We start from the raw sequence: 13,324 nt of genomic DNA, 5'->3' as shown, positions 1-13,324 counted from the left end.
ACAGCGCTGGAACAAACCGCGCCGTCGTTCCGGCTGCAACGAAGCGGAAATGCCGGAACCCATACTCGCGGCGATCGGGGGTCCGCGCTCATGCCGCCGACGGCGCGATCATTGGGCTCCGGGACTTCGCCCGGAGCGACGGCGTGATTCCGAACGACCCCGAGACTCAGTTCGGCTGGCTGAGCGGGCGGCGCTCGATAGGGGCGCCGCGGTTCAGCGGGTCGTCGAGGATGATCACGTCGTTCGAGTTCGAGCGCGGCGTCACGGCGGGCGCGTCCTGGGGCGCAGGGTCGGCCGGGGCGCGCAGCTGCTCCTGGCGGCTCGGCCGCGCTTGGGCGGTCGGGGCGCTCGGCGCCGGCGGCTTGGGCTGGCCCGCGCCCTGCGGCCGCGACAGCTCGAGCGCCTTCTGCTCGTCGACGACGATGTCGCCCTTCTTCACGGTCTTGTCCTCGACACCCGCGAGCGCCTCGGCCCAGCTCATGCCTTCTGGGCGGCACGAGCAGCCCGCGACGAACTCCTTGCGGTAGCGGAAGGCGTTCTGGAGCTTGGCGTAGGCCTCGCCGTCGACGCTCGACGCCTGCTCCATCGCCCCCCCGGGATTCGGATAGGAGTAGAGCTTGGCTTCGGCGCCGGGGCAGGTGGCGCGGCAGATCGCGTCGTCGCGCTCGAAGGCGTTGCGTGTGGTCTGGAACGAGATCGGGAAGAAGAAGCCGTCGCAGGTGCGCACGCACACTGTGCGGTAGGTCGAGACCCGCGGCGTGGACTGCGGATCCATCTCGGGCTCGACCACAGTCTCCTCGCGCGGGCCGTCCGAGCCGCCGCCGCCGAACAGCATGGAGAAGAAGCCCTGCCGCTGCTGCGGCTCACGCTCGATCTTGCGCTCGACGAGGCGGTACTGCGGACCGCACTGGTTGCGGGCGAGGGCGAACAGCAGGTCGCGCCGGCGGGGGTCCACGCCGCCGCCCTGCTGAGCCTGGGCGAGCTGGGCCTCGAGCTTGTCGAGGTTGGTCTCCATCTGCCCCATGCGCCGCTCGATGTCGGAGCATTCGGCCGGCGGCGAGGAGAACAGGAAGCCGCGGCCGCAGCCGAGGCCGCGCGCGTAGGCCTTGGTGCGGTCGAGTTCGTAGCGTTGGCGGTTGAAGTCGCGCTCGATGGCGCGGGGGTCCGGCCGGCGGGCGCCGCCGCGGTCGACGGCCGCAAGCTGCGCCTCGAGGCGCAGGCACTGGTCGGAGCCCTGCTGGGCCCGGGCGTCTCCGATCGCCGCCGCCAGCGTCAAAGCGACAGCCGCGAGCGTGACGAAACTGGACCTCATGCGCATCCTTTCAGGCGACTCGAAGGGATTGGCGCCGAGAGCGTCGACCCCGGACGTACATACCCCGTCGCAACGGCTCCGCACAGAGGCGGCGGAATGAGACCGAAGTGAGGAGGGCGCTCGGCGGCAGGGGCGCGCTTGGACGCTGGCTCGACCGGCCGCCGTCTTGCCTTCTTCGGGGGTTTGCGCCTATAAGCCGCGCCATCCCACACGCGGGCTTCAGCGGCGATAACCAAGCCGCACCGGCGCCGGGCTCGACGATCGGGCTCCGGCGATCGCCCGCGGAGGCAACCGGAAAGACGGATTCAAGACGATGGCTGCTCCTGACTTCACCATGCGCCAGCTGCTCGAGGCGGGCGTGCACTTCGGCCACCAGGCTCACCGCTGGAACCCGAAGATGGCGCCCTACATCTTCGGCGCGCGCAACAACATCCACATCATCGACCTCGCGCAGACCGTGCCGCTGCTGCACCGCGCGCTGCAGGCCGTGTCCGACGTCGTCGCCGGCGGCGGCCGCGTCCTCATCGTCGGCACCAAGCGCCAGGCGGCCGAGGTCGTCGCGGATTCGGCCCGTCGTTCGGCGCAGTACTTCGTGAACGCCCGCTGGCTGGGCGGCATGCTGACGAACTGGAAGACCATCTCCGGCTCGATCCAGCGCCTGCGCAAGCTCGAAGAGATGCTCTCCGGCGAGGCCCATGGCTTCACCAAGAAGGAGCGCCTGACGCTGTCGCGCGAGCGCGACAAGCTCGAGAAGACCCTGGGCGGCATCAAGGACATGGGCGGCCTGCCCAACCTGATCTTCGTGATCGACACCAACAAGGAGCAGATCGCGGTGCAGGAGGCTCGTCGCCTCGGCATTCCGGTCGCGGCCATCCTCGACACCAACTCGGACCCCGAGGGAATCACCTATCCGATCCCGGGCAACGACGACGCCGGGCGCGCGCTGGCGCTCTATGGCGACCTGATCGCCCGCGCCGCGCTTGACGGCATCAGCCGCGGCCAGGGCGATCTCGGCATCGACCTCGGCGCCCAGGAAGAGCCCCTCGTGGAGGATCTGCCGGCGGAGGTGGTCTCCGTGGTCGCGGTCGAAGAGATCGAAGCGCCCGTTGAGGCGTTCGAGCTGCTCGCCGCCCCGCGCGGCGCGCCCGACGATCTCGCGAAGCTCTCCGGCGTCGGCCCGCAGCTCGAGCAGAAGCTGAACGAGTACGGCGTCTATCACTACTGGCAGATCGCCGCGATGACCCCGACCGACGTGGCCAAGGCCGATTCCGACCTGAAGCTTAACGGTCGCTTCGACCGCGAGGGCTGGGTCGCGCAGGCCCGCGAGCTGCTCGCCGGCCTCGCCGCGTAACGCTCAAGCTTCAGAACGCCCGCGGGTCCTCGTGATCTCGCGGGCCTCGCCTGACCTTAATCTTCGCCGCCCTTCACAGGGCGGCGCACGTTTCAGAGGATGACATGGCCAACATCACCGCAGCCATGGTGAAGGAGCTTCGCGAGAAGACCGGCGCCGGCATGATGGACTGCAAGAACGCGCTCTCCGAGGTCGAAGGCGACATCGAGGCTGCGTTCGACTGGCTGCGCAAGAAGGGCCTCGCCAAGGCCGCGAAGAAGGCCGGCCGCGTCGCGGCCGAGGGTCTCGTCGCGCTCGCCGTCGACGGCGCCAAGGGGGTCGCGGTCGAGGTGAACGCCGAGACCGACTTCGTCGCGCGCAACGTCGAGTTCCAGGAGATGGTCTCGACCATCGCGACCGTGGCCCTGACCGCCGGCGCCGACGTTCCCACGATCGAGGCCGCGGGCTATCCCGGCGGCGGCTCGGTGGCGGACAAGATCCAGTCGACCATCGCCCGGATCGGAGAGAACATGACCCTCCGCCGCGCGGCCGAGCTGTCGGTCTCGAAGGGCGTGATCGGCGGCTACGTCCACGGCCAGGTCGCGCCGAACCTCGGCAAGATCGCCGTGCTCGTCGCGCTGGAGTCCGAAGGCAAAGCCGACGTTCTGGCGGCGCTTGGCCGCCAGGTCGCGATGCATGTCGCGGCGACGAACCCGCAGGGCCTTGACGCGGCGTCGATCGATCCCGCGATCGTCGAGCGCGAGAAGGCGGTGCTGGCCGACAAGGCGCGCGAAGGCGGCAAGCCCGAGAACGTCATCGAGAAGATCGTCGAGAGCGGCATCAAGACCTTCTACAAGGAGGCCACTCTCCTCGAGCAGCCCTTCGTGCACGACGGCTCCAAGACCGTCGCGCAGGCCGTGAAGGCGGCCGAGGCCGAGGCCGGCGCTCCCATCAAGCTGACCGGCTTCGTCCGGCTGGCGCTCGGCGAGGGCGTCGAGAAGGAAGAGAACGACTTCGCGGCCGAGGTCGCAGCCGCGGCCGGCACGCGCTGACGCCCGCGCGATGACGGGACGGCCGGAGCCGATCTACAAGCGGGTGCTCGTCAAGGTCTCGGGAGAGGCCTTGATGGGTCCCGACGCCTTCGGCCTGCACCAGCCGACCGTCGACCGCATCGCCGCCGACATCGCCGCGACCCACTCCCTTGGAGTGGAGGTCGCGGTGGTCGTCGGCGGGGGCAACATCTTCCGCGGCGTGCAGGTCTCGTCCCAGGGCGTCGACCGCGCGACCGGCGACTACATGGGCATGCTCGCGACCGTGATGAACGGCCTCGCGCTGTCGGCCGCGATCACTCGTCAGGGGACCCAGGCTAGGGTGCTCTCGGCGCTCGACATGCCGGCGGTGTGCGAGACCTACACGCGGCCGCGCGCGCTCGCCCATCTTGACCGCGGCCGGGTGGTGGTGTTCGCCGCCGGGACCGGCAATCCCTTCTTCACGACCGACACCGCGGCGGCGCTCCGCGCAGTCGAGACCGGCTGCGAGGCGCTGCTGAAGGCCACGCAGGTCGACGGCATCTACAGCGCCGATCCGAAGAAGGATCCGACGGCGACCCGGTTCGACCGCCTGACCCATGACGACGTCCTGCACCGGGACCTCAAGGTCATGGACGCCGCGGCCTTCGCGCTTGCGCGCGAGAACGCGCTTCCGGTAATCGTCTTCTCCATTCACGAGCCCGGGTCGATCTCGGCGGTCGTGCGCGGCGAAGGACGCGCCACCACCGTGGCGAGCTGAGAGGCGGACGAACCGCCCGAACCTCAAGGACCTTCATCCCATGGCCGGATCCTTCGACCTCGACGACATCAAGCGCCGCATGCAGGGCGCCGTGGCCTCGCTCAAGAGCGACCTCGCGGGCCTGCGCACCGGCCGCGCCTCCTCCAGCCTCCTCGATCCGGTCGTGGTCGTCGCCTACGGCGCCGAGATGCCGCTGAACCAGGTCGCGACCGTGAGCGTGCCCGAGCCGCGCATGCTGAACGTGCAGGTGTGGGACCGCTCCATGACCGGCGCGGTCGAGAAGGCGATCCGGGAGGCCAACCTCGGCCTCAACCCGATCGGCGAAGGCCAGCTCCTTCGCATTCCGCTGCCGGAGCTCAACGCCGAGCGCCGCAAGGAGCTCGTGAAGGTCGCGCACAAGTACGCCGAAGCCTCCCGCGTCGCCGTGCGCCACGTGCGCCGCGACGGTCTGGACACGCTGAAGAAGGCGGAGAAGGACGGCGACATCAGCGAGGACGATCAGGTCCGCCTGGCCGATCAGGTCCAGAAGGCGACCGACGCGGCCATCGTCGAGGTGGACCAGGCGGTGGCTGCGAAGGAAAAGGACATCATGCAGGTCTGACGTCGCGCGCCGCGAGAGCGCGTCGTCGTTTATCCTCGAACGATCCGGGCGCCGAGCGCGATCATGTCGACCGATTTGCCCAGATGGACCGAAGCGGCCGCAGCCGATGAGAGCGCCGGCGCCCCACGCCACGTCGCGATCATCATGGACGGCAACGGCCGCTGGGCCGCCGCCCGCGGTCTGCCCCGGGCCGAAGGGCACCGCCGCGGCGTCGAGGCGCTCCGCAAGGCGGTGCGTTCCGCCGGCGAACTCGGCGTCCGCTACCTCACGCTCTACAGCTTCTCCTCGGAAAACTGGTCGCGCCCGGAGGACGAGGTCTCGGACCTCATGAACCTGCTCCGCCTCTTCGTGCGCCGTGACCTCTCCGAGCTTCACCGCTCCAACGTCCGCGTGCGGGTCATCGGTGAGCGGACAGGCCTCGCGCCGGACATCGCCGGCCTGCTCGACGAGGCGGAAGGTCTCACCCGGACGAATGACGGGCTGACGCTCGTCGTGGCCTTCAACTATGGCGGTCGGCAGGAGATCGTCGCCGCCGTGCGTCGGATCGCCGAGGCCGCGCGCATGGGCGCGCTCGACCCGAAGGCGATCGACCTGCAGACGATCGCCGCGAATCTCCACACCGCGGACATTCCGGATCCCGACCTCGTCATCCGCACCAGCGGCGAGCAGCGGATCTCAAACTTCCTGCTCTGGCAGTCGGCCTACGCGGAATACGTCTTCCTACCGCAGCACTGGCCCGATTTTGACCGGGCGGCGTTCGACGCCGCGATCGCGAGCTTCCGGTCGCGCGAGCGCCGCTACGGCGGCCGCGCCGCGCGGGTGGACGCGTGAACGTCGCGGTCGCGCCGGGCCCGCGGCGCACGTCGGAACTCGCGCTCAGGATTGTCTCCGGCGCCGTCATGGCGGCCGCGGCGCTGGCCGTCGCCTGGCTCGGCGGCCCGCTTTTCGGACTGTTCTGGACGCTGGTCGGCGTCGCGGTCGGCGTCGAATGGGCCTGGCTCGCCACGCCCGAGCCGAAGGCCCGCCGCAACGCGGCGGCGATCGTCGCGGTGACGCTCGGCGCCGCGGGCGCGCTGTTCAGCGTCGGCAGCCTGTTGCTGTTCGATTATGGCCTCACCCTGCCGCTGATCGCCCTCGGCGGGCTCGCCGCGGCCTTTGCGGCGCGGCCGGCCTATCTGGCGGGAGCCGCCGCGCCCTATGGAGCCGCGACCTTCCTCGGCGTCATCCTGCTCCGTCAGGATCCCTCCGACGGCCTGCTCGCCACGCTCTGGCTGTTCGCGGCGGTCTGGGGGGCGGACATCGGCGCCTATGCGACCGGGCGCACGCTCGGTGGGCCGAAGCTCGCGCCGGCGCTGTCGCCGAAGAAGACATGGTCCGGCGCGATCGGCGGCGCGGTGATCGGGACCGGCGCAAGCCTCCTGGTCGCCCGCCTCGGCGGGGTCGAGGCGCTCGGTCCGCTGGTTGTGCTCGGCTTCCTCGCGACGGTGGCGACCGTGGTCGGCGACCTGTTCGAGTCGGCGATGAAGCGGCGCTTCGGCGCGAAGGATTCCGGGCGGATCATCCCCGGCCACGGCGGGCTGATGGACCGAATGGACGGCTTCCTCGTCGCGGCTACGCTTGCCGCCCTCGTGGGTCTTGCCCGCGGCGGCTTCGACGGCGCGGCGCAGGGGCTGCTCCGATGGTGAGCGGCGTATGACCGGCGCGCCCCGGCGCAGGGTGACGGTGCTCGGCGCCACCGGGTCGGTCGGGCTGGCGACGGTGGATTTGCTCGAACGCCATGCGACGCTGTTCGCGGTCGAGGCCGTGGTGGCGAACAGCGATGCGGCCGGGCTCGCGGCGGTTGCCCGCAGGCTCAACGCGCGGCGCGCCGTCGTCGCGGACGCGTCCGCCGGCCCGGCGCTCGCTGCAGCCCTCGAGGGCTCGGGCGTCGCCACGTCGGCCGGGGCGGAAGCCGCCGTGGAGGCGGCGGCGTCGCCCGTCGACTGGACCATGGCGGCGATCTCCGGAGCCGCCGGCCTCGCCCCCACCATCGCCGCCGTGCGGCAGGGCGGCGCGGTCGCGCTCGCCACCAAGGAATGTCTCGTCTGCGCCGGCGCGGCCTTCATGCGCGAAGTCGCCGCCGCCGGAGCGACGCTGCTGCCGGTCGACAGCGAGCACAACGCCCTCCTGCAGGCGCTTGGCGGCCAGGGCGTCGAGGACGTCGAGCGTATGACGCTGACGGCCTCGGGCGGTCCGTTCCGTTCATGGGATGCGCAGCGTATCGCTCGCGCGCGCCCCGAGGACGCGTTGCGCCACCCCACCTGGTCCATGGGCGCGAAGATCACGATCGATTCCGCGACCCTGATGAACAAGGGCCTGGAGCTGATCGAAGCCCACCACCTGTTCGCGATCGACGCCGAACGCCTCGACGTGGTCGTGCATCCGCAATCGGTGATCCATGGCCTCGTCACCTTCCGCGACGGCGCGGTGACCGCGGGCCTCGCGGCGCCCGACATGCGGGTCCCGATCGCGCATGCTCTGGGACATCCGCAGCGTCTGACCACGCCGGCCGCTCGGCTTGACCTCGCCCGCATTGGGAGCCTCACCTTCGAGGCGCCAGATCTGGGTCGGTTCCCCGCGCTCCGCCTGGCACGCGAGGCGCTGGCCGCCGGAGGCGCCGCGGCGACCGTGCTCAACGCCGCGAATGAAGTGGCGGTGGCGGCTTTTCTAGCACGCGAGATCGGCTTCGCGGACATCCCTCGACTCGTCGAGGAGGCGCTCGAATCCGCCGACCGACAGGGGCTGACCGCGGCGCCCGAGACCGTCGCGGCGGCGATCGACCTCGACGTCGAGGTTCGCGGCCTCGTGTCGGGGCGCTTGCCAGACGCCCGCCTTCGGGCGCACTAAAGGGGCAGGGGCGCGCGCGGTCACGGCGCGGGTCGGGGATCTAGGGGATCCGATGACGTTTCTGAACGAGATGCTCGGCGCGGGCTTGGCCACGCTCGGCTACATCATTCCCTTCCTGTTCGTGCTGACGCTCGTCATCTTTTTTCACGAGCTCGGCCACTTCCTGGTGGCGCGCTGGACGGGCGTGAAAGTGCTCGCCTTCTCGCTCGGATTCGGCCCCGAGATCGTAGGCTTCAACGACCGGCGCGGCACACGCTGGCGCCTCGCGGCGATCCCGCTCGGCGGTTATGTCCGCTTCGCAGGCGACGAGAACGCCGCAAGCGCACCCGACGTCGACGCACTTGAACGCATGACGCCCGAGGAGCGCCGCGGAAGCTTCTTCTTCGCGCCCTTGCCCGCCCGCGCCGCCATCGTGGCCGCTGGTCCGCTCGCGAACTTCCTGCTGGCGATCGTCATCTTCGCCGCCGTGTTCATGACGGTCGGCCGCCCAGCGACCGACGCCCTGGTCGATCAGGTGGAGCCCGGGAGCGCGGCCGCCGAGGCCGGCGTCGTCGCGGGGGACCTCGTGACCGCGATCAACGGGCAGAAGATCCGCTCGTTCAGCGACATGCAGCGGATCGTGAGCGTTAACGCCGAACGTCCGCTCAAGCTGACGATCGAACGTGGGGCGAGTGAGCTCTCTCTGATAGCCACGCCGCGCCAGCGCGAGTTGACCGACAATTTCGGCAACAAGCAGCGCGTCGGCGTTCTCGGCGTCACCCGCTCCACCACGGCCGCTAACGTCCGCTATGAGACCTTCGGTCCGATCGAGGCGGTGGTCGAGGGCGCGAAGGAAACCTGGTTCGTCGTCGAGCATACGGGCCGTTATCTTGGCCGGATGGTTATCGGCCGGGAATCGACGGACCAGATCGGCGGCCCGATCCGGATCGCCAAGACTTCAGGCGACGTCGCGACGCTTGGTTTCGTCGCGCTGATCAATCTCGCCGCGATCCTCTCGGTGTCGATCGGGCTGCTGAACCTCCTCCCCATCCCGATGCTCGACGGCGGCCACCTGCTGTTTTACGCCGTCGAAGCGCTGCGCGGGCGGCCGCTCGGCGCGCGCGCGCAGGAGATGGGAATGCGCGTCGGCCTCGCCTTCGTGCTGATGCTGATGATCTTCGCGACGTGGAACGACATCGTTCATCTTTCGTCACTAGGCTGAATTCCAATTGGGCGTGTCTGTGCCGCAACGGCGCCTGTGAAACGTCGAACCTGTGTCGAGTAGCGAGTTTGCACGTGCGTAAAAGTTCGATAGAAGCGATCGGCGTCGCACCCGGGAATCCTTTGGGCTTTCAGGGCTGCGAACGTCCGTTCAACGGCACGAGGGCCCGTCACCCCATGAAGCGTATGGTTCGAGTAGTCGGGCGCCTTGCAGTCGCATCCTCGGTCGCCGTCGGCGCCGTGGCCGCCGGCACGGGCTTCTGGATGGCCAGCGTCACCGAAGCGCAGGCGCAGCGCGCCAGCAGCATCACGGTCCGCGGCAACCAGCGCGTCGACGCCGAAACGGTGCGCTCCTACTTCACCGGCGGCCCGCTCGATCAGGCGAAGATCGACGAGGGCATCCGTGGCCTTTACGCGAGCGGTCTGTTCTCGGACGTTCGCGTCACCCGGTCAGGCGGCGGAATCGTCGTCAGCGTGAACGAGAACCAGGTCATCAACCGCGTCGCCTTCGAAGGCAATTCGAAGGTCAAGGACGCGGTGCTCACCGCCGAAATCCAGTCGAAGGCGCGCGGACCGTTCAACCCGGCGCTGGTCCAGGCCGACACGCAGCGCATCACCGAGATCTATCGTCGCTCCGGCCGCTACGAGGCGACCGTCGAAGCGAAGACGATCGCCCAGCCGAACGGCCGCGTCGACCTCGTGTTCGAGATCAACGAGGGCGGCAAGACCTCGATCTCCTCGATCGAGTTCGAAGGCAATACGGCCTATTCCGACGGCACGCTGCGCGACCAGATGACGACCACCGAGTCGAACTGGCTGAGCTGGATCAAGACCTCGGACGTCTACGACCCCGACCGGATCAACGCCGACCTCGAGCTCATCCGCCGGTTCTACCTGAACCATGGCTATGCCGACTTCCGCGTGGTCTCGGCGCGCGCCGATCTCGACAAGACGAAGAACGCCTTCGTCATCAACATCGTCGTCGAGGAAGGCCAGCCCTATCGTTTCGGCACCGTCAACGTCGAATCGAGCGTCGCCGAAGTCGACGCCTCGACCCTGCGCGGTAAGGTGGTGTCGTCCGAAGGGTCGACCTACAGCTCGCAGGACGTGGACAAGTCCGTCGAAGCCGTGTCGCTCGATCTGGCTAGCCGCGGCTACGCCTTCGCGCAGGTTCGCCCGCGCGCTGACCGCAATCTCGAGACCCGCACCATCAACCTCACCTACGTGGTGGAGGAGGGCGCGCGCGTCTACGTCGAGCGCATCAACGTGCGCGGCAACACCCGGACGCGCGACTACGTCGTGCGTCGTGAGTTCGACATCGGCGAGGGCGACGCCTACAACCAGATCTTCATCGACCGCGCGGAGCGGCGCCTGAAGGCGCTCGGCTTCTTCAAGACCGTGCGCATGTCGACCGAGCCCGGCTCGGCGCCCGACCGTGTCATCGTGAACGTCGACGTCGAGGATCAGCCGACCGGCGAGTTCTCGGTCGCCGGCGGCTACTCGACCTCGGACGGCGTCATCGGCGAAGTCGCGCTCGGCGAGCGCAACTTCCTCGGCCGCGGCCAGTACGCCCGCATCGCGGCGCAGCTCGGTCAGAACGTGCAGGGCTTCGACTTCTCGTTCACGGAGCCGTATTTCCTCGGCCAGCGCATCTCGGCCGGCATCGACCTCTACGCCAAGGAGCGGGACGAGACGGATTACTCGTCGTACAAGATTGACACCTACGGCGGCGGCCTCCGCTTCGGCTTCGCGATCACCGACGAGTTCTCGGTGGGCACGCGGTACCAGCTTTACCAGCAGGACCTGACGGTGCCGAACCGTTACAAGCGGCTCGACGACGATCGCGCATCTGTGGCCCTGCTCGAAGCAGAGGGAAAAACCTGGACGTCGCTTGCCGGGCTCTCGTTGATCTACAACACGCTCGATGTGCCGCGCGATCCGACGCAGGGCCTCTATCTCGAGTTGAAGGGTGACGTGGCTGGACTTGGCGGCGACGCAAAGTTTGTGCGAGGCACGTTCGACGGTCGCTACTATCATCCGATTTGGAATGAGAACTTCATCGGGATGCTGCGCGGCCAAGCGGGCCACATCGTTGCTTTCGGCAAAGATGACCTTCGCGTGCTTGATCACTTCTCCGGCGGACCTGATCTGGTGCGCGGCTTCGAGCCGCAGGGCTTTGGCCCGCGCGACGTCGGTACCAGCGTTCTTACAAGAGGCAGCCCCAACGACGACCCGCTCGGCGGCACGACTTACTTCGGCGGATCGGCCGAAGTTCAGTTTCCGATTTTCGGACTACCCAAAGAGATCGGCCTGAAGGGCGCGGTCTTTGCGGATGCCGGCACGGTGTTCGATTACAAGGGCATCAAGAGCTATGATCTTCGGGGCACGGACATAACCGTGAACGACAAGGACAGCACGAAGATCCGGTCGTCGGTCGGCGCTTCGCTCCTGTGGACCTCGCCGCTCGGACCGATCCGCTTCGACTTCGCGCACGTGCTGAGCAAAGAAAAGTACGACGAGACCCAGTTCTTCCGGTTCTCGGGTGGCACGCGCTTCTAAGCCTTCCGAAGGCGCTCGAAATCCCGTAAACGGGCGGCGGACTCATTCGCCGCCCGTTTTCGCGTCTTGATGCAGGCCTCATGATCGAACCGCGCTTCTTTCCCTCGCCCGAGCCGCTCGGCCTCGATCGCCTGCTGGCAATCACGGGAGCGACCGTCGCGGCGGGGGCGGGCGAGGGGATCGGCATCACAGGCGTGGGGCCGATCGACGCCGCCGGGCCGCACGACCTGACCTTCCTCGACAATCCGGCCTATGCGGCCTCTCTCGCCGCCAGCCGCGCCGGCGCCTGTCTGCTGGCGCCGAAGTTTCGCGATCGCGCGCCGGCGAAGGCCCTCGTGCTGGTGTCGCCGGAACCCTACCGCGCCTTCGCCCGCGTCGCCGCGGCGCTCTACCCCCAGGCGGCGCGGCCGCAGCCGATCTTCGGGCAGGGCGTCGCGCCCGGCGCGGTGGTGCATCCGGACGCGCGGCTGGAGAGCGATGTTACGATCGACCCCGGCGCGGTCGTTGGCCCACGAGCGGAGATCGGCCGCGGCGCGATCATCTGCGCCAACGCGGTGATCGGCCCGGAGGTGCGGATAGGGCGGGACAGCACCGTCGGGCCAGGCGCCACGATCGTGCATGCGCTCGTCGGCGACCGTGTGATCATTCACCAGGGCGCGCGCATCGGGCAGGACGGCTTCGGCTTCGCCATGGGCCCCGGCGGCCACCTGAAGGTGCCGCAGATCGGCCGTGTGGTGATTCAGGACGACGTCGAGATCGGCGCCAACACCACGATCGACCGGGGCGCGAACCGCGACACGGTGATTGGCGAAGGCAGCAAGATCGACAACCTCGTCCAGATCGCCCACAACGTGGTGATTGGGCGGCACTGCGTGATCGTTTCGCAGGTCGGGATCTCGGGCAGCGTCACGCTGGAGGACTTCGTCGTGCTCGGCGGCCATGTCGGCGTAGTCGGCCACGTCCGCATCGGTATGGGCGCCCAGATCGCAGGTTCGAGCAACGTGCGGGAAGACGTGCCCCCCGGGGCCCGGTGGGGCGGGACGCCTGCCAAGCCGGTCCGTGACTGGTTTCGTGAGATGACCACTTTGAAGCGCATTGCGTCGGAGGGCCGGACGCGCCCCGCCAGCGACGCATCCGAAGGTTCCAAGCAATGACCGACGCAGAGACCCCCGCCGCCGGCGCGCCCACGACCTTGGGCGCCGCCGACATCCAGACGATCCTGTCCTACCTCCCGCACCGCTACCCCTTCCTGCTGGTGGACAAGATCGTCGACATCGACGGCGACCGCTCCGGCGTCGGCATCAAGAACGTGACGTTCAACGAGCCGCACTTCCAGGGCCATTTCCCCGGCGCGCCGGTGATGCCGGGGGTGCTCTTGATCGAGGGCATGGCACAGACGGCGGGCGCCATGTGCGTCTCGTCCAAGACTGCGCCGTCCTCGCCGCGCATCGTCTACTTCATGACGATCGACAAGGCGAAGTTTCGCCGGCCGGTCGTTCCGGGCGACGTGGTCAAGTACCACATGACCCAGATCAAGAAGCGCGCGAACATGTGGTGGTTCCGCGGAGAGGCGAAGGTCGACGGCGTGTTGGTCTGCGAGGCCGAAGTCTCGGCCATGCTCGTCGACAAGTGACCGTTCCTCCCCGCA

Annotated in this window: 12 protein-coding genes; 11 read left to right on the top strand and 1 reads right to left on the bottom strand. The window is 68.8% G+C overall.

Annotated elements, in window-relative coordinates; genetic code table 11:
- Positions 1-166 precede the first annotated feature (166 nt).
- Complete coding sequence (locus METY_RS12990; protein WP_103121825.1) at positions 167-1,312, bottom strand: DUF2865 domain-containing protein; 1,146 nt, start codon at positions 1,310-1,312, stop codon at positions 167-169.
- A gap of 313 nt (positions 1,313-1,625) precedes the next feature.
- Here METY_RS12990 and METY_RS12985 point away from each other — a divergent pair, with 313 nt between their 5' ends.
- From METY_RS12985 to fabZ, 11 genes are all read left to right on the top strand, one after another.
- Entirely contained in the window at positions 1,626-2,663 is a 1,038-nt protein-coding gene (locus tag METY_RS12985; RefSeq protein WP_103121824.1) for a 30S ribosomal protein S2, read from the top strand.
- Positions 2,664-2,767: 104 nt separating this feature from the next.
- Positions 2,768-3,694, top strand: coding sequence for a translation elongation factor Ts (tsf, locus tag METY_RS12980; RefSeq protein ID WP_103121823.1), 927 nt, complete (start codon positions 2,768-2,770; stop codon positions 3,692-3,694).
- Between the two features lie 10 nt (positions 3,695-3,704).
- Positions 3,705-4,430: a UMP kinase gene (gene pyrH / locus METY_RS12975; protein WP_103121822.1), complete on the top strand. Its 726-nt coding sequence runs from the start codon at positions 3,705-3,707 to the stop codon at positions 4,428-4,430.
- Between the two features lie 40 nt (positions 4,431-4,470).
- On the top strand, positions 4,471-5,031 hold the full coding sequence (frr, locus tag METY_RS12970) for a ribosome recycling factor (RefSeq protein WP_103121821.1): 561 nt from the start codon (positions 4,471-4,473) through the stop codon (positions 5,029-5,031).
- Positions 5,032-5,094: 63 nt separating this feature from the next.
- Entirely contained in the window at positions 5,095-5,862 is a 768-nt protein-coding gene (locus METY_RS12965; RefSeq protein WP_103121820.1) for an isoprenyl transferase, read from the top strand.
- Positions 5,859-6,716 (top strand): phosphatidate cytidylyltransferase, encoded by an 858-nt coding sequence (locus tag METY_RS12960; RefSeq protein WP_103121819.1) that lies wholly within the window; start codon positions 5,859-5,861, stop codon positions 6,714-6,716. Before METY_RS12965 ends, METY_RS12960 begins: the two co-directional genes overlap by 4 nt.
- A 7-nt stretch (positions 6,717-6,723) precedes the next feature.
- A complete protein-coding gene (gene dxr / locus METY_RS12955; protein WP_103121818.1) occupies positions 6,724-7,917 on the top strand; it encodes a 1-deoxy-D-xylulose-5-phosphate reductoisomerase in 1,194 nt (397 codons plus the stop codon).
- Positions 7,918-7,969: 52 nt separating this feature from the next.
- Positions 7,970-9,118, top strand: a complete 1,149-nt coding sequence (gene rseP / locus METY_RS12950; RefSeq protein ID WP_103121817.1) for an RIP metalloprotease RseP — start codon at positions 7,970-7,972, stop codon at positions 9,116-9,118.
- Positions 9,119-9,303: 185 nt separating this feature from the next.
- Positions 9,304-11,676, top strand: a complete 2,373-nt coding sequence (gene bamA / locus METY_RS12945) for an outer membrane protein assembly factor BamA (protein WP_103121816.1) — start codon at positions 9,304-9,306, stop codon at positions 11,674-11,676.
- Positions 11,677-11,756: 80 nt separating this feature from the next.
- Positions 11,757-12,830 (top strand): UDP-3-O-(3-hydroxymyristoyl)glucosamine N-acyltransferase, encoded by a 1,074-nt coding sequence (lpxD, locus tag METY_RS12940; protein WP_103121815.1) that lies wholly within the window; start codon positions 11,757-11,759, stop codon positions 12,828-12,830.
- Positions 12,827-13,309 carry a 3-hydroxyacyl-ACP dehydratase FabZ gene (gene fabZ, locus METY_RS12935; protein ID WP_103121814.1) on the top strand — a complete coding sequence of 161 codons (483 nt, stop codon included), beginning with the start codon at positions 12,827-12,829 and terminating at the stop codon, positions 13,307-13,309. The genes lpxD and fabZ overlap by 4 nt, the downstream gene beginning before the upstream one ends.
- Positions 13,310-13,324: the final 15 nt, after the last annotated feature.

It is taken from the genome of Methylopila sp. Yamaguchi, assembly GCF_002897035.1.
Classification (GTDB): domain Bacteria; phylum Pseudomonadota; class Alphaproteobacteria; order Rhizobiales; family Methylopilaceae; genus Methylopila.
Note: the sequence above shows the minus strand (reverse complement) of the source record. Positions and strands in the feature narration are given on the sequence as shown.

Bases quoted from the DNA above. Each gene is read 5' to 3' on its own strand.
- METY_RS12990 (WP_103121825.1), bottom strand. From the start codon at position 1,312: ATGAGGTCCAGTTTCGTCACGCTCGCGGCTGTCGCTTTGACGCTGGCG.
- METY_RS12985 (WP_103121824.1), top strand. From the start codon at position 1,626: ATGGCTGCTCCTGACTTCACCATGCGCCAGCTGCTCGAGGCGGGCGTG.
- tsf (WP_103121823.1), top strand. From the start codon at position 2,768: ATGGCCAACATCACCGCAGCCATGGTGAAGGAGCTTCGCGAGAAGACC.
- pyrH (WP_103121822.1), top strand. From the start codon at position 3,705: ATGACGGGACGGCCGGAGCCGATCTACAAGCGGGTGCTCGTCAAGGTC.
- frr (WP_103121821.1), top strand. From the start codon at position 4,471: ATGGCCGGATCCTTCGACCTCGACGACATCAAGCGCCGCATGCAGGGC.
- METY_RS12965 (WP_103121820.1), top strand. From the start codon at position 5,095: ATGTCGACCGATTTGCCCAGATGGACCGAAGCGGCCGCAGCCGATGAG.
- dxr (WP_103121818.1), top strand. From the start codon at position 6,724: ATGACCGGCGCGCCCCGGCGCAGGGTGACGGTGCTCGGCGCCACCGGG.
- rseP (WP_103121817.1), top strand. From the start codon at position 7,970: ATGACGTTTCTGAACGAGATGCTCGGCGCGGGCTTGGCCACGCTCGGC.
- bamA (WP_103121816.1), top strand. From the start codon at position 9,304: ATGGTTCGAGTAGTCGGGCGCCTTGCAGTCGCATCCTCGGTCGCCGTC.
- lpxD (WP_103121815.1), top strand. From the start codon at position 11,757: ATGATCGAACCGCGCTTCTTTCCCTCGCCCGAGCCGCTCGGCCTCGAT.
- fabZ (WP_103121814.1), top strand. From the start codon at position 12,827: ATGACCGACGCAGAGACCCCCGCCGCCGGCGCGCCCACGACCTTGGGC.